The sequence below is a fragment of the Streptomyces sp. NPDC003035 genome (assembly GCF_042888285.1).
Classification (GTDB): domain Bacteria; phylum Actinomycetota; class Actinomycetes; order Streptomycetales; family Streptomycetaceae; genus Streptomyces.
Genome location: NZ_JBIAPJ010000004.1, coordinates 552,053 through 574,112, shown reverse-complemented (window position 1 = coordinate 574,112; position 22,060 = coordinate 552,053). Strand labels below are relative to the sequence as shown.

Below are 22,060 nucleotides of genomic sequence, written 5' to 3'. Positions count from 1 at the left end.
CGGAAATTGCCAGTGATTACTGGCAGAGGCCGGCGCGGCCGGCCGTCAACGCACCGGGGACAGCTCGGGGTCCTCGCGGAGCTTGCGCAGCGCACGGGACACGGCGCTCTTGACCGTGCCGATCGACACCCCGAGCACCTCCGCCGTCTGGGCCTCGCTGAGGTCCTCGTAGTACCGCAGGACGACCATCGCCCGCTGGCGGTCGGGGAGCTTCATGACCGCGCGCCACATGGCGTCGTGCAGCACCTGCTGCTCGGCCGGGTCCGGCTCGGGCAGCCCGGCGGGCTCCGGCAGCTCCTCACAGGCGAACTCGTCGACCTTGCGCTTGCGCCACTGGGACGTCCGGGTGTTCAGCAGGGCCCGGCGGACGTAGCCGTCCAGGGCACGGTGGTCCTCGATCCGCTCCCAGGCGACGAACGTCTTGGCGAGGGCGGTCTGCAGCAGGTCCTCGGCGTCGCTCGGGTTGGCGGTGAGCGAGCGGGCCGTACGCAGGAGGACGGGCCCGCGGGCCCGTACGTACGAGGAGAACGACGGGTAGCCGACGGCCGTGGAGGCACCGACGCAGACGGGGCCGGAGGGTGGCGGAGTCATGACTCCACGCTAGGAGCGGGTACGCGGCGACGGATCGGCCCCAGGTCCCGACCCGCACTCCGCCTCAGGTTGTAGGGGTGGGGACAGCTGGACCTCCTGAAGGTGGAGGCCGGAGACGGGGGTACTCAGGGTCGAGCGCTGATGGCGTGGGCGGCGTGCGCAGCGTGGGCAGCGGGTCCCGGGGCGCCGGGTCCGGGGCGGTGGGTCCCGGGAGGCGGGGCTCGTCCGGGGTGCCGGACCCGCGTCCCGGGCGGCGGGCGGCGCCTCAGCCGTCCGTGCCGAGGATCAGTCCGGACGTGGGGACCCCGGTGCCCGCCGTGACCAGCGTCCTCGCCACGGCGGGTATCTGGTTCACGGACGAACCCCGCACCTGCCGCACCGCCTCCGCGATGCCGTTCATCCCGTGCAGATACGCCTCCCCCAACTGACCCCCATGCGTGTTCAGCGGCAGCGCCTCCGCCGCGACGAAGTCGGCCGCCTCCCCTCGCCCGCAGAAGCCGAACTCCTCCAGTTGCATGAGGACGAACGGGGTGAAGTGGTCGTAGAGGATGGCCACGTCGATATCGGCGGGCCCGAGCCCCGAGGTGCGCCACAGCTGATCGGCCACCACGCCCATCTCCGGCAGACCGGTCAGGTCGTCGCGGTAGAAACTGGTCATCGCCTCCTGGTTGCGGCCGGCGCCCTGGGCGGCGGCGACGATCACCGCGGGCGGATGGCGCAGGTCGCGCGCGCGCTCGGCGGAGGTGACGACGATCGCCTGTCCGCCGTCGGTCTCCTGGCAGCAGTCGAGGAGCCGGAGCGGCTCGACGATCCAGCGCGAGGCGGCATGCTCGGCGAGGGTGATCGGTCTGCCGTAGAAGTACGCGGCGGGGTTGCGGGCCGCGTGACGGCGGTCGGTGACGGCGACGTGACCGAAGGCGTCCGGGGTCAGCCCGTAGGCGTGGAGGTAACGCTGGGCGATCATGGCAACCCAGGAGGCCGGCGTGAGCAGCCCGAAGGGCAGCTGCCAGCCGAGCGCGGCGCCTTCGGCGGAGGGCTCGCGCTGCTGGACGCCGGAGCCGAAGCGGCGCCCGGAGCGCTCGTTGAACGCCCGGTAGCAGACCACGACGTCCGCGACCCCTGCGGCGACGGCGAGAGCTGCCTGCTGCACGGTGGCGCAGGCGGCCCCGCCTCCGTAGTGGATGCGGGAGAAGAACGACAGCTCGCCGATGCCGACCGCCTGGGCGACGGTGATCTCGGGGCTGGTGTCCATGGTGAAGGTGACCATCCCGTCGACGTCGGCGGGGGAGAGCCCGGCGTCGTCGAGGGCCGCGTGCACGGCCTCGACGGCGAGCGTGAGCTCGCTGCGGCCGGAGTCCTTGGAGAACTCGGTCGCCCCGATCCCGGCGATGGCGGCCCGTCCGCCGAGACGGTCGGCCCTGCGGATGCTCATGCGCCCGCCCCCTTCGGCACCGGCTCCGACACTCGCCGCGACGTCGGCAGGACGAGCGTCACCGTGCCCGTGACGTGGTGACCGAGGCCGTTCGCGCCGATCACCCGCACCTGCGCGGTGAGCCCGTCGATCGCCGTGACCGTGCCCTTCAATGTCATCGTGTCCCCCGGGTAGTTGGGCGCCCCGAGCCGTATCGCCACCTTCCTGAGCACGGCGCCCGGGCCGAAGTGGTCGGTGATGTACCGCCCCACCAGGCCGTTGGTCGTCAGGATGTTCATGAAGATGTCCGGAGATCCCTTCGCCCTCGCCAGTTCCGCGTCGTGGTGCACGTCCTGGTAGTCGCGTGAGGCGACCGCCCCGGCGACGATGAGGGTGCGGGTGATCGGGATGGTCAGCGATGGCAGCTCGTCCCCGGCGTTCACGACAGGTCTCCGTTCGCGATCAGGTCGCCGAGTTCGGCGAGGAGTTCGGTGCCGCAGCCGAGATACGCGTCGAGCTGCCTGCCCCACAGGAAGTGCCGGTGGACGGGGTGGTCGAGGTCGGCGCCCATGCCGCCGTGCAGGTGCTGCCCCGCGTGGACGACCCGCTTGCCCGCCTCGGACGCCCACCAGGCGGCGGTCAGCGCGTGTTCGGCGGCCGGCAGGCCCTGGTCGTGCCGCCAGGCCGCCTCGTAGGCGGTGACCCGTATCGCCTCGGTGTCCATGTAGGCGTCGGCGGCGCGGAGCTGGACCGCCTGGCGGGTGGCGAGCGGACGCCCGAACTGTTCCCGTACCGAGGTGTACGCCACGGCCCGGGCCAGCGACCCGGCGCAGACCCCTGCCTGGAGCCCGGCGAACGCGATCCGGGCCGCCGTCAGGACGTCCGCTCCGGCACCGGCACCACCGATCCGCTCGCCGCGGGCGCCGTCGAGGACGAGCCGTCCGGCGGCCCAGGGGGCGGTGAGCTCGACGGGCACCACTGCGGCCTCGGCCGTCGGGACCAGCCACAGGACCGTGCCCTCGTCCAGTGCCGGTGCCGGTGCCGGTGCCGGTGCCGGTGCCGGTGCCGGTGCCGGTGCCGGTACGAGGACGTGCGTGGCGTCCCTCAGCCAGGGGACCCACTCCACGGTCCCGGTGAGCGTGCCGTCGCCTCCGGCTCGGACCTGCCCGGTGGACGGGAACGCCCCGGTCACCACCGTCGTACCGTCCCGCAGCCCCGGCAGCAGCCGCTCCCGTTGCTCGGCCGTGCCGTGCCGGGCGACGGCGAGGAGGCCGTACACACAGCTCGCGGTGAACGGCACCTGGGCCGTCGTACGGCCCTGCTCCTCGGCGAGCAGCACCAGGCCGAGCAGCCCGGTCTCCTCGACCGCGCCAGGCAGCCCGGCCGCGCTCAGGGCCTTCCACAGCTCGGCATCCGTGCCCGTGCCGGCCTCCGCGAGCCGCTCGTGCGTGGCGAGATCACCGAAGATCCGCGCCGCCAGCTCCTGGGCCGCGGCCTGCTCCTCCGTCGGCGTGAAGTCCATGTCAGCCCTCACCCCCGTCCTGCGCCCGGAACACCGGCAGCTCCAGCTCCTCGTCCACGCGGAGGAACTCCAGCCGGACCGGCATCCCGATCCGGACCTTGTCGTACGGCACGCCGACCACGTTGCTGACCATCCGGACACCTTCGGCCAGTTCGATCAGGCCGACCGCGTAGGGACCCGCCGTGTCACCGGTGCCATCGGACACGGTGAAGGCCGGGAAGGGCGGGTGGTGCATCACGACGTACGAGAAGACGGTCCCGGCTCCGCTCGCCTCGACGGTGTCCCATTCCATCGAGCCGCAGGCGTTGCAGCCCGGCAGCCAGGGGAAGCGGAGGGTCTCGCACGCGCCGCAGCGCTGGACGAGCAGCCGATGGGCGGCGACTCCTTCCCAGAACCCGGCGTTGTCCCGGTTGATCACGGGCCGTGGCCGCTTTCCCTTCGCCTGCCCCTTCACCTTCCCCGTCGCCTTCCCCGTCGCCTTCAGACTCGGATTCGGATTCGGACTCGGACTCGGATTCGGTGTCCTGGGGGCGTACTTGAGGATGCGGAAGCGGTGCGTACCTGCGAGCTCGCCGTCCACCCGGACGTCCGTCCGGGTCGTGACGAAGTACCCCGTCCCGAGCTTGGTGGTCTTGCGCTCCGACACCGACTCGATGACCGCGTCGAAGGTGATCGCGTCGCCGGGCCGCAGCGGCCGCAGATACTCCTGCTCGCAGTCGGTGGCGACCACGGAGGTGTATCCGGCGCCGTCGAGGAGGCCGAGCAGCTCGTCGTACGCCTCGGAGCGGTCGGTGTGCCCGGAAAGACCGCCCATCGTCCAGGCCTGGAGCATGGTCGGCGGGGCGACGGCGTCCGGTCCCGCGTACGCCGGGTCGGTGTCGCCCATGACCTCGCACCAGTGCCTGATCATCGGCTCGTTGACCAGGTCCTTGCCGACGCCGGCGGTGACGGCCGCCCGCCCCTCGTACGCCCTCAGCCGGTCGTGGATGTCGTTCACCGCCGCCCCCCTTCCCTCTTCGTACCGCTCATGCCGAGTCGCATCGTCGCGACGATCTCGCGCTGCACCTCACTCACCCCTCCCCCGAAGGTGTTGATCTGCGCGGCGCGGTTCATCCGCTCGAGCTCACCGCCGTCGAACTCCCCCGGCGACCCCGCCCTCACCATCCCCGCCCCGCCCGCGATCTCCTGACATATTCGGTACACCTCCACCGCCGATTCGGTTCCCGCGAACTTCACCCCGCTCGCGTCGCCGGGGGCCAGCCGGCCCGCCCCCACATCCCCCACCAAACGCCAGCTGAGCAGGCGGGTTGCCGCGAGCCTGGCATGTGCCTCGGCGGCCCGGATCCGGATCCACGGCTCGTCAACACGGCGCCGCCCCGTCACTGGATCGGGTGTGGCGGCCCGGCAGAGCACCGCCTTGTAGAAGTCCTCGGCCTGCATCCCGATGGCGGCGAGCGCGACCCGCTCGTGGTTGAGCTGGTCGGTGATCAGTCCCCAGCCGCCGTTCTCCTCCCCGACCAGGTTCGCGGCCGGGACACGGATCCCGTCGTAGTACGTCGCCGTCGTCGTCAGTCCGCCCACGGTCTCGATCGGCGTCCACGAGAAGCCCGGGGCGTCGGTCGGGACCAGGACGATGGAGATGCCCCGGTGTTTGGGGGCGTCGGGGTCGGTCCGGCATGCGAGCCAGATCCAGTCGGCGTTCTGGGCGTTCGAGGTGAAGATCTTCTGCCCGTCGATCCGCCAGGAGTCGCCCTCCCGTACCGCCTTCGTGCGGAGCGCGGCCAGGTCGGTCCCGGCTTCCGGTTCGCTGTACCCGATGGCGAAGACGATCTCGCCGCGCAGGATCCGGGGCAGGAAGGACGCCTTCTGCTCCTCGGTCCCGTACCGCATCAGGGTCGGGCCGACGGTGTTGAGGGTGACCATGGAGACGGGCGCGCCGGCCCGGTACGCCTCGTCGAAGAAGACGAACTGCTCGTCCGGGTCGCGCCCCTGGCCTCCGTACTCCTCCGGCCAGCCGAGCCCGAGAAGTCCGTCGCCACCGATTCGGCGGAGGAGTGCGCGCTGGCCGGCGGTGTCGGCGGGGGAGGGCGGTCCGTCGGGCATCAGGTCGCGGAAGTACACGCGGAGTTCGGCGCGCAGCCGTAGCTGCCGCTCGGTCGGGGCGAGATGCACGGCGGCGGCCTCCCGGGGGAACGACTACGTTTTCTGACTGTCCGTCAGCTAACGCCGTCGTGTCAAGGTCACGCACGCGGTACGGCTGCCGCCCCCCAAGGAACGGCCCGCACGCGAGGAACGGCCCGCACGCCGGCACCGAAGTGCCGTCGCGCGGGCCGCGGTTCACCCTCAGTCATTCCCCCATCGGGCCGGACCCCAGCTGTCGGCTAGAACCACCACGGGGAGAAGTTGACGACCGTGTTCGACTGGTCGATGGAGGTGAAGCCGGAGCCGTTCACGCTCGCGGTGCTGTTCTGATTCGAGGCACCGGAGCCGGTGGCCACCTGCTGGGTGGTCGTCGAGTTGCCGAAGTTGTCGCCGCCTACGCCGCTGCCGATGATGGTGGCGACGCTCGCGTTCGAGCCGCCGTCCGCGAAGCCGCCGTTGTCGGCCTGCGCCACGCCGGTGAAGAGCGCAGCCGCCAGGGGCAGGGCGGCGGCAGCGGCGAGGACGCGGGCGGTACGGATGCTTGCCATGTGTTTTTCCTCCAGGGAAAGGAACTGCGGCTGAAGTGCTGAAGCACTGAAGTACGGCTCATTCCAAGGCAGTTGGCCGACCGCCCTGGTCGTTGTGCTCGACGTCGCGACTCCAGAGTTGCCCACGCAATCCCCGGCGAACCACCCTTCAGGGCCCGATTCCCCCTCAAGCGTGAGGACAAGTCGATAAACCCCCTTCCCGACCCCGAAGGCGCAGCCCATCCGGCCGGAGGCGAGTCGCTCCACCGGAATCGCGCCACCGCAGGGGAGGAAGCGTTCCGGCAGATTCTCAGCCAATCCTTTCCTCTTCCTTTCTTCGAACGCTTGTACGAAACTAAGAGCATGGCCACCTCCGACCGGCGCTCCGCCACCCTGGCCCTCGCCCACGCGCTGTCCGCGGCAGAGCGCGGGCTCCCCGTCATCCCCCTGTCCGCCACCAAGCTCCCCGCCCTGCGCTCACCGCACCGGGACGACGCGCTCCCGACCCCTTGCCACGGGGAATGCGGCCGACCGGGGCACGGCGTGCACGACGCGACCACCGATCCCGCGGCCGTACGGGCGCTCTTCGCCGCCGCCCCCTGGGCCACCGGCTACGGGATCGCCTGCGGCCGCCCGCCCCACCACCTCATCGGCATCGACCTCGACGTCACACCGGCGGACGCGGCCATGGGGACACCCGCGGACGCCACGGCGGAGCTGCGGCACCTGGCCCTCCAGCACCTCTTCACCCTCCCGCCCACGGTCACGGTCCTCACCCCCAGCGGCGGCCGCCATCTGTGGCTGACCGGCCCGCCAGACGTCGTGGTCCCCAACTCGGCCGGCCGCCTCGCCCCCGGCATCGACATCCGCGGCGCCGGCGGCTACCTGGTCGGACCGGGCTCCGTGACGGCCAGGGGCGCGTACCGGCTCGCTCAGGGCAGCGCGAACCTCGACCCCGCGCCCTGCCCCCGCGCCCTCCTGCGCCTGATCGCGCCCCCCACACCACCCCGCCGCCCCCACCACGACCCCACCGGCCCACGCCACGGCCGGGGCCTGGTCCACTTCGTCCTGACGGCCCACGAGGGTCAGCGCAACACGCGCCTGTTCTGGGCGGCCTGCCGGGCGTACGAGAACGGCCTCGGCGACTCGCTCACGGACGCCCTCACCACGGCAGCGGTCCACACGGGCCTGACCGAACGCGAGGCCCGCGCCACGATCCTCTCGGCGGCCCGCCTCTCGGGCACGCGCTGCCCGGCGACGTAGCGGCCCGGCGACCTAGCGGCCCGGCCTAAAGACTGTCCAGCACGTTCGCGACGAACGTCGTCACGCGGTACTTGAGCTGGTGCCAGCGGTTGCAGTACCGCTTCGGCCGCCACCACACCCGCTGCTTGAGCGGCCGAAGGCACCACCGGCACGGCTTCGTACGGATCTTGACGTCGAGTCCCCCCATGCGGGGACTCTAGCGACGCCTCGGGTGAGGCGCCCCTTCCGGTGCGTGGACACAGCAGCGGCCCCTGACCGACGTGCTGGTCAGGGGCCGCTTCATCTGGCGGTGGGTGTGGGATTTGAACCCACGGTGACTCGCGCCACGACGGTTTTCAAGACCGACCGGTATTCAGCAGCGTTCCCGCTCTGACCTGCATCTTCCGGCCACTCGGGGCGCTGCGTGGGGCACTTGGCCCACACATGGCCCACAGCACCCGGATCAACCCCTCTGTGAGATCACCCTGGCGGGTTGCCCCACGGCCAGAGGCGCCTCCGGCAGGCTCAGGACATGGACCGGGCGTTGCGCGAGCCACCCCGAGCGACGGTGAGAGGGGGCCACCGTTCGGACATGGCTGAACCCGAGCCGCTCGTAGTACGAGTGAAGCCCCACGTTCGTGCGCCATGTGTCGATGCGCACCCAGTCGCGCCCTTCTGTGGCCGCCAACCTGGACGTCCAGTCCACGATGCGCTCCCCAAGCCGTCGGCCGGCCGCGCTACGGCCAACGATCAGCTTGTAGAGGTAGAGCGCGGTCTCGGGATCGTCGTCATCCGTCCAAAAGTCCCGGTCAACCGGACCACGGCTTACGGTCGCGAGGATCGTCCCAGAGTCGCCCTCAACGACCCAAGCACGCCCCTCATCGATCGAGGCACGCCATTTGGTGATCGCCTTGGCCCCGGTCTCGGGGTCGCTCCACTGGTCGGTGCCCTTGGACCCAAGCCAAGACTCTGCCTCGGTTCGGAGTGCCATCAGGGCCGGTACGTCCTCCGCCCTCGCGGGGCGGAGGAACTCAGTCGGTGTCGACTTCATAGAGGATCTTGTGCCTGTCTCCGGGAAGGATTGTGACCATGCAACGCAGAGGCTTGCCGTCCACGTCGTAGCCGGTGCGGGTGTGCTCGGCTACCGGTGTCGCGGCGGGGAGGGCCAACAACTCTGCCTCCTGTTTCGTCGGCATACGGACCGCGATTTCGTCCCTGTACTTGGCCTGGATGATGCCGACGGACGCGAGCACTCCACCGGGGGCTGAGACGTCGCGTGGCTCCATCAGGAGAGTGCCGGTGACCAGCTCCTGAGGGAAGTACGAGTCGGCGAGCGCGTACGGGCGGTTATCCACGTACCGGATGCGCTTGCGAGCCACAGCCAAGCCGCCATCCGGCAGCGCGAGCGCGTCGCGCACGTGCGCCGGCGGCTCGACGATGGACACGGTGATCTCTTGCCTCGGGGCCTTCCCCTCTTGAGCGACGGCACTTGCCCACTGGTCCCCCGCAGTCTTTCCTTCGACCGCGTTCGCGTGGCGGCTTCGGCTCTCCAGGGTCGACCAGTTCCACACCACCGGCGGGTAGTCCTCGCGGACGTACTTGCCCTGGCCCTGGCCTGTCACGACCAGGCCCTCGTCGACCAGCACCCGCACGCCGGCGCGGATCGTCTCGCGGCTGTAGCCGTACTCCGCCATCATCTTCGACTCGCTCGGCAGCGGGTCGCCGGGGGTAAGTGCGCCCCTCACGATCTGATCCCGCAGATCAGCGGCAATTTCCTGAGCCTTCGTCATACCTCTTCGCACGGTGCCCTTCCCACGTCGAACCAACTCCTCCGTACAAGTTAGACCAGTGGGCTTGACTCGCCAACCCGGCATCTGCAAACTGATGACACGTCACTCCTCCAGACAAGTCGGACGGGGTGTCAAGTACGTAGCTATGCCGTCTGGTTCGGGATCGCTCACCTCCATTTGGAGGAGGGCCCCGGACGCTCGTTGCTTGAGAACTGAACAGAGTGATTCGAAGGACAAGGCCGCCTCAGCGAGAGGCGGCGGCGCGGCAAGTTCCGCGCGCTCAACCTCTTCGCAGCCTGACGGGCTGCGGCCGGTTGCCTCCTCCGCCCGTCCGGCTTCGGCCGTACGGGCGGGGTCGAGGGGAGCCGGAGGGTTCCAACGGCGAGAGGCCCCGGTGCGGGAACACCGGGGCCTCGATTCGGGCCGTTCCTGACTGAGAGGAACACACCCAATGAAGACCATCGCTGCACTTCAGGCCGTTGTTACGGCCGTCCCGTTCGACGGTGAGCCGTCGGACGCGGAGCTAAACGCGATCGAGCAGGAGATGCCGCTGATCCTGGCGGAGGTCGACCTGCTCGACGCGCAGATCATGACCATCGACCGGCCGGCCTCCGAGCTGGACACGCGGCGTGTGCGCCGCGCTCGGAACCGGGTGCTGGCCGCGCGGCGGGACCTGACGAACCGCACCCCCGGCGGGCTGAGCGTGCCGGGTGGTGCGGCATGAACGCCAAGACCGTGCTGCCCGCCGTCGCGATGACGGCGGTGTCCATGGTGCTGACCCTGGCCGTCGTCGTGATGTGGCTGGGCGCCGCGATGCCGTGGCCCGTCGCCCTGGTCGTCGGTCTCGGCATCGACGGCGGGTGGCTGGCCACCCTCGCCTACGAACGTCGCCTGGCCGCGCAGGGCGACCGGTCGACCGGCGTCACCCTCGTCGGCTGGTGCTTCGGCCTGGTCGCCACCGGCGTCCTGGTCGCCCACGCGCTCACCGCCGAGGAGTCCACCGGCGCGTGGCTGGCCGTCGCGTGGCTGCCGGTCGCCGCGAAGGCGCTGTGGCTGGTGCACGGGCTGTGGGAACGGACCGCACTCACTCCTGGCGCTCTCGGAGCGATCCGCGGAATTCAGCAGGAGGCCCGGGACGAAGCGGCCGTGGCCCGCGCCCGGCTGCGGGCCGATGCCGCCACCGAGGAGACCCGGCTGACGGCCGTGACGCAGGCCGGTGCCCGCGTCGCACGCGTGCAGGCCAAGACCGCACAGACACTCTCCAGGGCGTGGTCGATGCTGGAGACGGCCCGGGACGGCGAGGACACCGGACGGGCGCTGACCAGCGTGACGACCCGGGTCACGCCCGGCGTCACACCCACCTGGGACCTGCCGGTCTGGGGCCCCACCGAACCCGTGGCGCTCGCCCTCGACTCGGCACCCGTACTGACCGACGACGCGCTCGACACGCTCGTGGACCAGATCCGGCACAGCGAGACCCCGGCACTGTCCTACCGGGAAATGGCCACCCGCTTCCGCGCCGCCGGCCACTCCGCCTCAGAAGTCCGGCTGCGCGCCGCATGGAAGCGCGTAGCCGCCTGATGTGCACCATCCCCGTCTACCGGTGGCGCCTCGCCCCCGAGGGTCTCGCCACGTTCCGGCAGCTCCGCACCATGGGGCTCCGACCCGGCGGGCAGCCCGTAGCCGCGCAATTGGAGCGCCCGCGTCGTCGGCGGGGGCCGCTGGTCGCCTACCTCTACCGGATCGAGCTGGCCAAGCCCATCCGCCCCATGACCGAGGCGAAACGGGCGGCCCTGGCGAAGGCGAATGCCGCCCGCCAGATCTGCCCGAACTGCCGCCGCGACGCCGGATATCGCATCCCGCCCTCGCTCGGCATGTGCACCCCCTGCGCCTTCCCCGAGCAGCAGAACGCTGTCTGACCAGCCAGAAAGGACACGGCCGTGAACAACCTTCCCGAGCCCGCACCCGTGGTGCAGCTCCCGGACGGCACGTACGCCTACGCCGACCAGCTGCCCGCTATCCACCAGCCCACCGGCCCGCAGGTGGTCCACCAGCACATCCACCAAGCGCCGCCCGACCGGACGGTTCAGCGGATCGCACTCGGTTCCGGCATCGGCGCCGGCACCGTCGCCGCCGGGGTCTACTTCGGCCCCCTCCTCGTCGGGGCACTGACCGCGATCGCCGCCAACCTGGCGATCCTCGCGTTCCTCGCCATCGCCCTCACCTGGGGCGTCGTGACCGTCGTGAAGTCGGTCGGCGGCCCGGACGGCAAGGCAGCCGCCAAGACCCTGCGCACCTCTCGGGCGAGGAGGTGGAAGTGATGTTCGCCGCCGGGGACAAGGTGCTCATCGTCGCGTGCGAGGACGACCCCCGTGCCAAGGGCCGGACGGGCCGGATCGTGGATGAGGTCCCGCCGGGCCCCCTTACGAACGGCCGGTGGACCGTCGCAGGAATCAGCTGGCTGATCGCCCCCGTCCTCTGCCACAGCCACGAGCTGCGCAAGACCGGCTGACCGCTGCCCGATCCGCCCGTCTCGTACGGGCGGTGAGGGGAGCCGGGACAGACCCGAGCCCACCTGAGAGGACCCCACCGCATGAGCAAGCACGGCTGCTCCAACTGCCCGAACTGCCGCACCGGCCTGGGCCGCTACCCGCACGTCACCAAGTGCCCGAAGTGCTTCTTCCCCCTGCCCCGCGCCACCCGCCGCTGACCCACGACCGGAAGACGGAGACCCCCTGATGGCGAACAACCCCGATCCGAAGCTGACGGCCGGCGAGCACGCCAAGGTCGCCTACTACGTCGCCCGCATGGCCAAGCGCTCCCTCGCCGGCGAGACCGTCCACATGGGCGACCTGGAACGCAAGGTCGACCGGATCATCGACCGCGCCCGCAAGCGCGCCGAGAAGAACGCCAAGCGCAAGTAGCTGTGCCCCGGGGACGGCCGTCCCGGCCAAGGAAACCGCGCCGTCCCCGGGCCCCTTCACCGCCCTTTCGAGCAGCAGGAGACCCCAGCATGACCGAGACGCCCACGGCCGCGCACCTGCGGCCCGTGCCCGACATCGACCACGACGACGAGACGCCCACCGCCCCGACGCTCGTGGACAACCCGGCTCTGCCCGAGCCGAAGGTCACCATCGAGAAGCGGAAACCGGTCCTCGCCGGGTGGCTGACCAACCGGCGCGATTTCCTCGCCACCGCCCGGCACACCGGCGCGAACATCGGCTATGCCGCGCTCTACCACGGCGTCCGCGTCCCGGTGTACGCCGGACGGCTCGCCCTGATGTCACCGCGGGGCGCGTGCCGGTTCATCGCCTCCACCAACCGGTGGGTATGGGACCGGGAAGCGGCCCCGTTGCGGGACTACGCGGTGCGGACCGAGGACGTCGAGGAGTACATGCGCCTGGCGAAGCTGCGTGCCGGACGCATCCGGCTTCGCGGTCTGGTGACGCTGGTCTCCCTCGTGTTCGGCGCCTCCTTCGCCCTCTGGCTCTACGTCGTCGCCCCCGCGTTCCTGTACGTTTTCGCCACGGGCGGGGTTCTGCTGCTCGGCATGGCCGGTCAGCAGCCCGACGCCCCGGTCGTCGGCCCGGCCGTCCTCAAAACCGAGATCCAGAAGCTGACCGGGTCGATCGTGCTGCGCGGTCTGGACTCGATCGGCAACGCGAAGATCTCCGCCGCCATCAAGAAGGGCGGCGACATGAACGGCTTGCGCTTCACCAGCGAGATCGTCCGCGACGGGCCCGGATACCGCGCCGATCTCGACCTGCCCTACGGCGTGACGCCGGAGGACATCATGGAGGCCCGCAAGCCCCTGGCGTCCGGTCTGCGGCGGAAGGTCGGCTGCGTGTGGCCGGCCCCGGACCCCACCGAGCACGAGGGCCGCCTGGTGCTGTGGGTGGGGGACAAGCCGATGAACGAGACCACCAAGCCCGCCTGGCCGCTGCTGAAGACCGGGCAGGTGGACCTGTTCAAGCCGGTGGTGTTCGGCAACGACCAGCGGATGCGGGACGTGACGGTCACGCTCATGTTCGCGGCCGTCGTCGTCGGCTCCGTCCCCCGCATGGGCAAGACCTTCCTCATGCGGCTGCTCCTGCTCATCGCTGCCCTCGACCCGCGCGCAGAGATCCACGCGTACGACTTCAAGGGCACCGGCGACTTCGGCGCCCTGGAACCGATCTGCCACCGCTACCGCGCCGGCGAAGAGGACGACGACATCGGCTACGTCGTCGAATCCCTGCGCGAGCTCAAGGAAGAGCTGCGGCGCCGGGCGAAGGTCATCAAGTCCCTGCCGCGCTCGCGCTGCCCCGAATCGAAGGTCACCCCCGCCCTCGCCGACGACAAGTCCCTCGGGCTCCACCCGATCGTCGTCGGATTCGACGAGTGCCAGGTCCCCTTCGAGCACGCCGAGCACGGCGCGGAGATCGAGGCGATCTGCACCGACCTGGTCAAGCGCGGCCCCGCCCTGGGCATCGTGACCCTGTTCGGCACCCAGCGGCCCGACGCGAAGTCGCTGCCGACCGGCATCTCCGCGAACGCGGTGCTGCGGTTCTGCCTGAAGGTCATGGGCCAGCCCGCCAACGACATGGTGCTGGGCACGTCGATGTACAAGTCCGGGTACCGGGCCACGATGTTCTCCCGCTCCGACCGGGGCATCTGCTGGATGGCCGGCGAGGGCGACGACCCGCGGATCGTCGCCTCCGCGTTCGTCGACGCGGTCGCCGCCGAGCAGGTCGTCACCCGCGCTCGCAAGGCCCGCGAGGAGTACGGCAACGTCACCGGCCACGCCATCGGCAAGGGCCCCGACAAGACCACCGGCAGCGACATCCTCGCCGATGTCCTCGACGTCATCGCGGAGGGTGAGAAGGCCGTGTGGTGCGAGCGGATCGCCACCCGTCTCACGGCGCTCCGGCCGGACACATACGCGGGGTGGAAGGGCGAGAACGTCACCGCCGCACTCAAGCCCTACGGCATCAAGGCCGGCCAGGTCTGGGGCCAGACGGACGACGGCAAGGGCGCCAACCGGCGTGGCATCGACCGCGCCGACATCACGGCATCCATCACTCGTCGTAACGCCGACAGGGCCGCCGCCTAGCCCGAGCATCGCCGCTAGACCTAGCAGCCGCGGCTGCTAGGTCTAGCAGCCGCGCTAGCACAGGAAAGGGTCGCTGACCTGCTGACTAGCGTCTAGCGACCCACCTGCGAAAACCCCTGGAAACCGCCCCTGCAGAGGGAGTGACCACCCATGCTCGCCGCTAGCACCCTGCTCCTGCTCGCCACCCTCGCCGGTTACGCACTGTTGTGTGCAGCCTCGCCGTTCGGGACCTGCCGCAAGTGCGCGGGGCTCGGCGGCAAGACCGTCCTCGACCGCAAGGGCCGCCCCAAGCGGGTCAAGCCCTGCCACCGCTGCAAGGGCCACGGCAAGCGCCTGCGCGTCGGCCGGCGCGTGACCAACCACGGCCGCGCCATCCACCGCGCGGGCACCCGCTGACCCACCTGACACCAGTCGAACGGAGACCTCAGCTCGTGGCCATCACCGTCTCGCTCGTCGCCCTGTTCGGGCTCGTCCTGTTCTTCCTCCTGCGCTCCCACAGCCTCACCCCCGGCGCCGCGTTCGCCGCCGCCGGATTCGGGTTCTTCCTCGCCTCCACCGGCGCCGCAGAACCCATCAACCAGCTCACCACGGCCCTCGTCCAGGCCATCCCCCACCTCTAGCAACGCCAAGGGCGGCCCGCGTCTCGCCAAAGCCTCGGGCCGCCCTCATGTCCAGTGCCGACGAAAGAACTGGAGACACCCAGCATGACCCACCCGACCCCCATCCGGCGAGACGGCGCCCGGCCGTTACTCCTGGACCTGTTCTGCTGCGCCGGCGGCGCCGGCATGGGCTTCCGCCGCGCCGGATTCGACGTCCATGGCGTCGACATCGCCCCCCGCCCCAACTACCCCTTCACCTTCACCCAGGTAGACGCATTGAAGTACCTGGCCGCGCTCATCGCCTCCGGTGAGATCGAGCGGTACGCGGTCATTCACTCCTCCCCGCCCTGCCAGGCCGGATGCGCGCTCACCGTCGGCACCAACCAGTCGAAGGGCTGGGGCGGAACCCACGTCGACCTCGTACCGCCCACCCGCGTACTGCTGGAAGCCTCCGGCCTGCCGTACGTGATCGAGCAGCCCAACGGTCGCGCCGAGATCCGCAAAGACCTCACCCTGTGCGGCGAGCAGTTCGGTCTCGGTGTGCTCAGGCACCGCAATTTCGAACTCGGCCGCTGGGCCGTCGAGCAGCCCGAGCACATGCCGCACCGGGGCAGGGTGCGTGGTTGGCGGCACGGGGAGTTCTTCGACGGCCCGTACGTCGCCGCCTACGGCAACGGCGGCGGCAAGGCCACCGTCCCGGAGCTTCAGGCCGCGATGGGCATCACGTGGACCGATGTCCGTGAAGAGCTGACCGAGGCCATCCCGCCCGCGTACAGCCAGTGGATCGGACGCCAGTTCCTCACCCAGGCCGCCGTGGAGGTGACGGCATGACGGGCAAGAGCACGCTCTCGACCGCCAGGTATCTGGCCGCCGCCGGGGTTCCGGTGCTGCCGCTGCGGGCAGGGAAGGTGCCATTCGGCAACTGCCGCGGCTGCACCGACAACGCGTGCGGCGGCCGGCCGAACATGAAGACCCCCGGCCCCTGCGCCTGCCCCCTGCCGTGCCACGGCTGGGCCGCCGCCACCACCGACCCTCACGTCCTCTCCTCCCCGGCCTGGACGGCCGCATGGCAGCACGCCGAGACCGTCGCCTACCACCCCGGCGGCGCCCGGGTGACCGTGGTCGACCTGGACGACGCCGACGCCATCGCCTGGGCCCGCAAGACCCTGCAGCCGACCCGGACCGTGCCGACGACGCGCGGGGAGCACTGGATCTACCGGGGCACGATGCGATCCGGCAACGGCGTCCGGGCCGGCGTGGACATCAAGTCGTCCATGTCCTACGCCCGCTGGCTCGGCCCCGGCACCGGCACCATGGCTCCACTTCCGGCGGCCGTCCGCGCGCTGGTCGTCAAGGCGCCCGCGGTCGTTCGCCCCGTGCGGTGCGCCGTGTCCGCACCGGCCGGCGTCGGGACGTGCCCTCACCGCTCGCCCGTGTTCCTGGAGCGTGGCATCGCCATGGCGGAGCAGCGCATCACCGACGCGGCCAGTGCGGTGCACGCCACGGTGTACCGGACGTTCCTGGCGGTGCTGTCTGCCCATGGCCGGTGCGGCTGCCTCACCGAGGCGCACATCGACCGGTTGTTCACGGCCGCGCAGGCCAAGGGCGAATCCGCCCGGCACTGCACCGACGCCTGGTCCAACGCCGCTACTGCTCTGGGGATGTGACATGTCCGAGGACGAGAAGACCCCGGCACGGCAGATCATCACCGACTACGCGCAGCAGCATTTCCGGTACTTCCGCACCATCGACGGGACCGTGTACGCGCAGCGCAACGGCCACCCCGTCGCCCGCCCGGTCCGCTCTCAGGGCACCACGGGCAGCCACCGGCAAGAACTCATGGTCGGCCTGTTCAAGGACGGCCTCGGCGTATTCAACGGCACAGCCCTGAAGGAGGCGTTGGACTTGATCGAAGCGCTCGCGCTCACCGAGGACGTACAGCCCACCCACATCCGGGTCGCCCCCGGATTCGACGGCGCCACCTGGCTCGACCTGGGCCGCGACGACGGCAAGTCCGTCCGCATCCACCCCACCGGCTGGGACATCCTCACCCCCGACCCGCGAGAGGTCTGCTGGCGGCGCACCCAGCTCACCGGCGAGATGCCCCTGCCGGCCAAGGACACCAACGGCAAGGGCATCGACCGGCTGATGCGGCTGTGCAACTTCGCCAGCGCCCAGGGCGAGGGCCTGGCCCTCGCCTGGCTCGTCGGCTGCCTCGAACCGTCCGCGCCCGTCCCCGCCCCGTTCCTCACCGGGCCCCAAGGGGCGGGCAAGTCCACCGCCGGCCGGATGCTCGTGCGGATCATCGAGGGCATGAGCGGCGACCTGCGCCGGGCCCCGAAGGACGAGGAGAACCTGATCACCGCCGTCGCCGCCGGATGGGTCACCGCCCTGGACAACCTCTCCCACCTCGGCCCGGACCTCTCCGACCTCATGTGCTGCATCGTCACCGGCGCCGAGACCATCAAACGTGCCCTCTTCAGCGACGGCGACGTCTACCGCTCCCGCTACCGCCGCCCGATGCTGCTGACCGGCATCGACGTCGGCGTCATCCGCCCCGACCTCGCCGAACGACTCCTTCCCCTCCGCCTCGAACGCCCCCTCGTGAGGCGGACCGAGGCGGAACTGTGGGCGGAGTACGAAGAAGCCCTGCCCGTGATCCTCGGCTCGCTGCTCGACCTGACCGTCAAGGTCCGAGCCGCCCAAGCGGACATCCCCACGGACCTGCGCATGGCCGACTTCGCCCACCTGTGCGCCCAGCTCGATGCCGCCACCAGCCTCGGAGCGCTCGCCGCCTACCGGGCCAGCCTCGACGACCTCAACGACGACGTCATCGAAGGCGACCTGCTCGCCCAGACCGTCCTCAAGCAGGCCGCCGGGATGGCCCCGGGGGCGGAGGTGCGGATGACGTCCTCGGAGTGGCTGCACGCGCTCACCGGTCTCTACAGCGGCGAGGAATGCCGTCCCCTGCCGAAGGGGTGGCCCACCACGGGCAAGGTCCTCTCCGACCGGCTCAAGCGCCTCCAACCGACCCTGGCCGCCCGGGGCGTCCTCGTCGACTGGGGCCGCACCGGAGCCGCCCGCTACATCGAAGTGACCCGCAGTGCCGCCCCGGCACCGGAGCAGCCGGACCCGATGTTCTGACCCGCGCCTCGCGTCGGCTCACGCACAAGCAAGAGGAGCACCCCGCGCCCGGGCCAGGGGTGCTCCTCTTGCTGTTCGGCGGCTCGCCGCCGCCTAAAGGAACGCGCCGCGAATGCGGCTCCTTCTTCACGCCCTGAGGCACGCACAACTACAGACACCACCCCCTCTTTTCCTAAGAAGGGAAGCGCTGCGTCACCTGCGTCACGACAGCCCCGCATACGGCCCGTGAACAGGGGTTATGGCGGTGACGCAGGCGCCAATCTCTGCGTCATCCCGCGTCACCTGCGTCACCTGCGTCATCCGATGACGGACGCAGTGACGCGCCAATGACACACACCCATGTCCTTGCGTCACGCGAAACCGCAGGTCAGAGGCGTGAAAGACGCAGATGACGCAATGACGCAGAAATTCCCACCTCGGACACACTCGCCACCAGTCAGAACCCTAAGGAGTCGCATCGTGGCCCGCCCCCAGATGCTCAAGCTCTCGGAAGTTCTCACCGAACTCGGCATGAGCCGTGCCGCCTTTTACCGGATGCGTGCCCGCGCTCAGGGACCGCGCCTGATCAAGCTTCCCAACGGACAGCTCCGCGTCCGCCGTTCGGACCTGGACTCGTGGTTGTCCGGGTGCGAGGAAGTCGCCGCCTGATCCGTCCACCACTGAGGGGCCCACCGTCCGGTGGGCCCCTCGCTCATTGGAGAGACATGCTCACGTACGACGTAGACGTCTGGTCCATCCGGCAGCGCAAGGGCCGCCCGAAGCCGTTCGAGCTGCGGTGGCGGGTTGGCGAGCGCGCCCATTCCCGAAGCTTCAAGCTCAAGCCGCAGGCGGAAGGACGGCAGTCCGAGCTTCTGGCCGCGCTGCGCAACCGCGAGCAGTTCGACGAGGAGACCGGACTACCCGCCTCGGAGTTCGAGGCGCTGACGACGCCCACCTGGTACGAGCACGCCACCGCGTACGTACTGATGAAGTGGCCGAAGGCGGCGGCCAAGCACCGCGCCAGCATCGCCGAGACGCTGGCCAACGTCACACCGGCCTTCGTGTCCAGCTCGCGCGGCGCCCCGGACTCCGCCGTACTGCGGAAGGCGCTGTACGGGTGGGCCTTCCGCGCGGTGCAGGACGAGGACGGGACGCTACGGCTGCGTCATGAGGTCGAACAGCCGCCGGCCGACGTTGCCGCAGCTCTCAAGTGGGTCGCGGCGAACACATACAAGATGACCGAGGTCGCCAGGTCGGACCGGCTGCGCGCGGCCCTGGACGCCATCGCCAAGACGCTGAGCGGAAAGCCCGCCGCCGACAACACCGTGAACCGTAAGCGCATGGTGCTGAGCAACACGCTGCGGTACGCCGTCGAGCGCACGATCCTCCCCGCGAATCCGCTGGGACGTGTGGACTGGACGGCCCCGGTACGGGACGACGAAGTCGACTTCCGGTACGTCCCCAACCCAGAACAGGCCGCCGCGCTCATCGACGCTGTACGGCAGCTCAGCGGGCGGGGTGAGCACATGGCCGCGTTCTTCGGATGCCTGTACTACGCCGCCATGCGGCCCTCAGAGATCGCGGCGTTGCGCGAGGAGGACTGCACGCTGCCGAAGGCGGGGTGGGGCGAACTCGTCCTCGCCGGGAGCCGTCCCGAAGTCGGCTCAGGGTGGACCGACGACGGGAAGTCGTACGACCAGCGCGGGCTCAAGCGCCGGGCTCGTACCGCGACGCGGTCTGTCCCCATCCCGCCCGTGCTCACGGCGATGCTTCGCGAGCACAAGGAGCGGTACGGCACGGCTGATGACGGCCGGCTCTTCCGGGCGGCGGAAGGGGGACGGGTCCGATCCACGGAGTACTGCGCTCTCTGGGACGCGGCTCGCCTGAAAGCCTTATCCGCGAAGGAAGCGAAGACGCCCCTCGCGGACGTCCCCTACTCCCTCCGCCACGCGGGGGTGTCCCTGTGGATCAACTCCGGGGTGGACCCCGTGGAGGTCGCACAGCGGGCGGGCCACAGCCTCACCGTGCTTTTCCGGTTCTACGCCAAGATCCTGAAAGGCCAGCAGTCCCGTGCGAACGCGCTGATCGAGAAGGGGCTGAACGGCGGCTGAGTTCCGCGATCCTGGCCCACACATGGCCCATACGCACTGGTCAGGACCGGGATATGGGCGATCCAGGGTGAGACAAGGTGCACGCAGAGGGCGGGCCCCGGAATCCGGGGCCCGCCCTCTGACCAGTCACTTCTCTGACCTGCAAGCGGTGGGTGTGGGATTTGAACCCACGGTGACTCGCGCCACGACGGTTTTCAAGACCGTTCCCTTAGGCCGCTCGGGCAACCCACCCACGCCCCGCTTCACCTGCTGCGGAGCGGGCTACAGCCTACCGGCTGACCGCTCGGGGCGGGGAAGACGGGGCAGACCGGGCAAGCCCGTCCGGTATCACCCGGTCGCGGCGGGGCGGTGGGTGGTCAGTTGTCGCCCGTGCGTTCGCCCAGGGTGACCGTGGTCTTCGCCGTCTTGCCGTCCCGTTCGTACGTGATCTCCACCGAATCGCCCGGCTGGTGCGTCCAGATCTCGCTGATCAGCGTCGGGCCGCTGTCGATCTGGCGGTCGCCGAAGCCGGTGATCACGTCGCCCGGCTTCAGGCCGGCCTTCGCCGCCGGGCCGTCCGGGGTGACGGACGGCGTGCCGCCCGCGCCCTCGACCGCGATCGTCGCGCCCTCGCCCTTCTCGGTCATGTTCACGGTCGCGCCGATCACCGGGTACACCGGCTTGCCCGTCTTGATCAGCTGCTCGGCCACGTTCTTGGCCTGGTTGACCGGGATCGCGAAGCCCAGGCCGATCGAGCCCGCCTGGGACTGGCCGAAGCCGCTGCCGGTCGACTGGATCGCGGAGTTGATGCCGATCACCGCGCCGCTCGCGTCGAGCAGCGGGCCACCGGAGTTGCCCGGGTTGATCGAGGCGTCCGTCTGCAGGGCGCTCATGTACGAGTTCTTGCCGCTGGAGCCGTCGCCCGAGGCGACCGGGCGGTTCTTCGCGCTGATGATGCCGGTCGTGACCGTGTTCGACAGCCCGAACGGCGCGCCGATCGCGATCGTCGAGTCACCGACCGCCACCTTGTCGGAGTCACCGAGCGGCAGCGGAGTCAGCCCCTCCGGCGCCTTCTTCAGCTTCAGCACCGCCACGTCGTAGCCCTCCGCCCGGCCCACGACCTCGGCGTCGTACGTCTTGCCGTTCGAGAAGGTCGCCGAGAGCGTGCCGCCCTCCGCCGCCGATGCCACCACGTGGTTGTTGGTGACGATGTGGCCTTCCTTGTCGTAGACGAAGCCGGTGCCCGTACCGCCCTCGCCCTCGCTGTCGGCGCCGCCGCCTCCGGACTTCGCCTGGATCGTGACGACGCTCGGCAGCGCCTTGTCGGCCACCGCCGCGACCGTCCCCGGGTCGCGCTTGAAGGAGGCCGGGGCGTCGCCCGAGGAGACCGTCGTCGAGCGAGGGCTCTCGTCACCGCGCTCGGCCGCCCAGTAGCCGATGCCGCCGCCCACGCCGCCGGCCACGAGCGCGGCCGCGAGGACCGCCGCCACGAGACCGCCGGTCCTCTTCCGCGGGGCCGCCGGGGCGGGCGGGACCGGAGGGACGGGCTCGCCCCAGGACGGCACGGCCGGCGGAGGCGGGGGCCAGCCACCGTCGCCCGCAGGGGCGCCGGCGCCGACGGGGGCCTCCGCGGGAGGGGTCACGGGCAGCGGTGCGGTGGCGGGCTCGGACCGGGGGGAGTGCCCGGGCGTCGCGTCCGGCACCGCTGCCGGCTCGGATGTGTCCCCAGCGGTGGACGCAGCAGGGGGTGCGGCAGGGGTAGGAGGCGTCGGAGGGGCGGGAGGGACGGACGGGGCGTTCGGGTCCGCCGGAACCGCGCTGCCCTCGTTCTCGGTGCTCACAGCTCTCTCCTCGTTCACTGCACGGGTGGATGCCCTCACTAGGGTGCTGCGAACAGCTTTTCCCACAAGGCGTCAGGCCACTGTAAGCCG

At 70.7% G+C, this 22,060-nt stretch carries 26 protein-coding genes and 1 tRNA gene; 15 read left to right on the top strand and 12 right to left on the bottom strand.

The window, feature by feature from the left end:
- Positions 1-45 precede the first annotated feature (45 nt).
- The 7 genes from ACFYV5_RS15865 to ACFYV5_RS15835 all read right to left on the bottom strand — a co-directional run bounded on the left by ACFYV5_RS15865 (position 46) and on the right by ACFYV5_RS15835 (position 6,214).
- A complete protein-coding gene (locus ACFYV5_RS15865) occupies positions 46-591 on the bottom strand; it encodes a SigE family RNA polymerase sigma factor (RefSeq protein WP_355110820.1) in 546 nt (181 codons plus the stop codon).
- A 265-nt stretch (positions 592-856) separates the two neighbouring features.
- Positions 857-2,023: a lipid-transfer protein gene (locus ACFYV5_RS15860; protein WP_389168717.1), complete on the bottom strand. Its 1,167-nt coding sequence runs from the start codon at positions 2,021-2,023 to the stop codon at positions 857-859.
- Entirely contained in the window at positions 2,020-2,445 is a 426-nt protein-coding gene (locus ACFYV5_RS15855; RefSeq protein ID WP_355110818.1) for a MaoC family dehydratase, read from the bottom strand. The genes ACFYV5_RS15860 and ACFYV5_RS15855 overlap by 4 nt, the downstream gene beginning before the upstream one ends.
- Positions 2,442-3,524, bottom strand: a complete 1,083-nt coding sequence (locus ACFYV5_RS15850; RefSeq protein WP_389168715.1) for an acyl-CoA dehydrogenase family protein — start codon at positions 3,522-3,524, stop codon at positions 2,442-2,444. The genes ACFYV5_RS15855 and ACFYV5_RS15850 overlap by 4 nt, the downstream gene beginning before the upstream one ends.
- 1 nt (position 3,525) lies before the next feature.
- On the bottom strand, positions 3,526-4,521 hold the full coding sequence (locus ACFYV5_RS15845) for a bifunctional MaoC family dehydratase N-terminal/OB-fold nucleic acid binding domain-containing protein (RefSeq protein WP_389168713.1): 996 nt from the start codon (positions 4,519-4,521) through the stop codon (positions 3,526-3,528).
- Positions 4,518-5,696 carry an acyl-CoA dehydrogenase family protein gene (locus tag ACFYV5_RS15840; RefSeq protein WP_389168711.1) on the bottom strand — a complete coding sequence of 393 codons (1,179 nt, stop codon included), beginning with the start codon at positions 5,694-5,696 and terminating at the stop codon, positions 4,518-4,520. The genes ACFYV5_RS15845 and ACFYV5_RS15840 overlap by 4 nt, the downstream gene beginning before the upstream one ends.
- A 209-nt stretch (positions 5,697-5,905) precedes the next feature.
- Complete coding sequence (locus ACFYV5_RS15835; protein WP_355110814.1) at positions 5,906-6,214, bottom strand: hypothetical protein; 309 nt, start codon at positions 6,212-6,214, stop codon at positions 5,906-5,908.
- Between the two features lie 342 nt (positions 6,215-6,556).
- Here ACFYV5_RS15835 and ACFYV5_RS15830 point away from each other — a divergent pair, with 342 nt between their 5' ends.
- Positions 6,557-7,456, top strand: a complete 900-nt coding sequence (locus ACFYV5_RS15830; RefSeq protein WP_389168708.1) for a bifunctional DNA primase/polymerase — start codon at positions 6,557-6,559, stop codon at positions 7,454-7,456.
- A 25-nt stretch (positions 7,457-7,481) separates the two neighbouring features.
- Here ACFYV5_RS15830 and ACFYV5_RS15825 read toward each other — a convergent pair whose 3' ends face one another.
- The 3 genes from ACFYV5_RS15825 to ACFYV5_RS15815 form a co-directional block, all read right to left on the bottom strand.
- Entirely contained in the window at positions 7,482-7,643 is a 162-nt protein-coding gene (locus ACFYV5_RS15825) for a hypothetical protein (protein ID WP_355110811.1), read from the bottom strand.
- Between the two features lie 255 nt (positions 7,644-7,898).
- On the bottom strand, positions 7,899-8,486 hold the full coding sequence (locus tag ACFYV5_RS15820; RefSeq protein WP_389168705.1) for a GNAT family N-acetyltransferase: 588 nt from the start codon (positions 8,484-8,486) through the stop codon (positions 7,899-7,901).
- Positions 8,467-9,225 carry a GntR family transcriptional regulator gene (locus tag ACFYV5_RS15815; protein WP_389168703.1) on the bottom strand — a complete coding sequence of 253 codons (759 nt, stop codon included), beginning with the start codon at positions 9,223-9,225 and terminating at the stop codon, positions 8,467-8,469. The genes ACFYV5_RS15820 and ACFYV5_RS15815 overlap by 20 nt, the downstream gene beginning before the upstream one ends.
- A gap of 451 nt (positions 9,226-9,676) precedes the next feature.
- On the opposite strand from ACFYV5_RS15815, the gene ACFYV5_RS15810 reads away from it, so the two are divergent.
- From ACFYV5_RS15810 to ACFYV5_RS15745, 14 genes are all read left to right on the top strand, one after another.
- Positions 9,677-9,949: a DUF6284 family protein gene (locus ACFYV5_RS15810; RefSeq protein ID WP_389168701.1), complete on the top strand. Its 273-nt coding sequence runs from the start codon at positions 9,677-9,679 to the stop codon at positions 9,947-9,949.
- Entirely contained in the window at positions 9,946-10,806 is an 861-nt protein-coding gene (locus ACFYV5_RS15805) for a protein spdB (protein ID WP_389168699.1), read from the top strand. Before ACFYV5_RS15810 ends, ACFYV5_RS15805 begins: the two co-directional genes overlap by 4 nt.
- Entirely contained in the window at positions 10,806-11,144 is a 339-nt protein-coding gene (locus ACFYV5_RS15800) for an RRQRL motif-containing zinc-binding protein (RefSeq protein ID WP_389168697.1), read from the top strand. The genes ACFYV5_RS15805 and ACFYV5_RS15800 overlap by 1 nt, the downstream gene beginning before the upstream one ends.
- A gap of 21 nt (positions 11,145-11,165) precedes the next feature.
- A complete protein-coding gene (locus ACFYV5_RS15795) occupies positions 11,166-11,546 on the top strand; it encodes a DUF6251 family protein (RefSeq protein ID WP_389168695.1) in 381 nt (126 codons plus the stop codon).
- A complete protein-coding gene (locus tag ACFYV5_RS15790; RefSeq protein ID WP_389168693.1) occupies positions 11,546-11,737 on the top strand; it encodes a hypothetical protein in 192 nt (63 codons plus the stop codon). Before ACFYV5_RS15795 ends, ACFYV5_RS15790 begins: the two co-directional genes overlap by 1 nt.
- Before the next feature lie 226 nt (positions 11,738-11,963).
- The gene (locus tag ACFYV5_RS15785) at positions 11,964-12,149 is read left to right on the top strand and encodes a DUF6257 family protein (protein ID WP_389168692.1); all 186 of its coding nucleotides are present in this window, start codon (positions 11,964-11,966) and stop codon (positions 12,147-12,149) included.
- 89 nt (positions 12,150-12,238) lie between these two features.
- A complete protein-coding gene (locus ACFYV5_RS15780) occupies positions 12,239-14,317 on the top strand; it encodes a cell division protein FtsK (RefSeq protein ID WP_389168690.1) in 2,079 nt (692 codons plus the stop codon).
- A 150-nt stretch (positions 14,318-14,467) separates the two neighbouring features.
- Positions 14,468-14,713: a hypothetical protein gene (locus ACFYV5_RS15775; RefSeq protein ID WP_389168688.1), complete on the top strand. Its 246-nt coding sequence runs from the start codon at positions 14,468-14,470 to the stop codon at positions 14,711-14,713.
- A 35-nt stretch (positions 14,714-14,748) separates the two neighbouring features.
- A complete protein-coding gene (locus ACFYV5_RS15770) occupies positions 14,749-14,937 on the top strand; it encodes a hypothetical protein (protein WP_389168686.1) in 189 nt (62 codons plus the stop codon).
- 84 nt (positions 14,938-15,021) lie between these two features.
- Complete coding sequence (locus ACFYV5_RS15765; protein ID WP_389168684.1) at positions 15,022-15,747, top strand: DNA methylase; 726 nt, start codon at positions 15,022-15,024, stop codon at positions 15,745-15,747.
- Complete coding sequence (locus ACFYV5_RS15760; protein ID WP_389168682.1) at positions 15,744-16,583, top strand: DNA primase; 840 nt, start codon at positions 15,744-15,746, stop codon at positions 16,581-16,583. Before ACFYV5_RS15765 ends, ACFYV5_RS15760 begins: the two co-directional genes overlap by 4 nt.
- 1 nt (position 16,584) lies before the next feature.
- Positions 16,585-18,060 (top strand): ATP-binding protein, encoded by a 1,476-nt coding sequence (locus ACFYV5_RS15755; RefSeq protein ID WP_389168680.1) that lies wholly within the window; start codon positions 16,585-16,587, stop codon positions 18,058-18,060.
- A 459-nt stretch (positions 18,061-18,519) separates the two neighbouring features.
- A complete protein-coding gene (locus ACFYV5_RS15750) occupies positions 18,520-18,708 on the top strand; it encodes a helix-turn-helix transcriptional regulator (protein WP_389168678.1) in 189 nt (62 codons plus the stop codon).
- 56 nt (positions 18,709-18,764) lie between these two features.
- Complete coding sequence (locus ACFYV5_RS15745) at positions 18,765-20,150, top strand: tyrosine-type recombinase/integrase (protein WP_389168676.1); 1,386 nt, start codon at positions 18,765-18,767, stop codon at positions 20,148-20,150.
- A gap of 146 nt (positions 20,151-20,296) precedes the next feature.
- Here ACFYV5_RS15745 and ACFYV5_RS15740 read toward each other — a convergent pair.
- Together ACFYV5_RS15740 and ACFYV5_RS15735 are read right to left on the bottom strand one after the other, a co-directional pair.
- Positions 20,297-20,381: transfer RNA gene (locus tag ACFYV5_RS15740), tRNA-Ser, on the bottom strand.
- 125 nt (positions 20,382-20,506) lie between these two features.
- The gene (locus tag ACFYV5_RS15735; RefSeq protein ID WP_389168674.1) at positions 20,507-21,970 is read right to left on the bottom strand and encodes a S1C family serine protease; all 1,464 of its coding nucleotides are present in this window, start codon (positions 21,968-21,970) and stop codon (positions 20,507-20,509) included.
- Positions 21,971-22,060 lie beyond the last annotated feature (90 nt).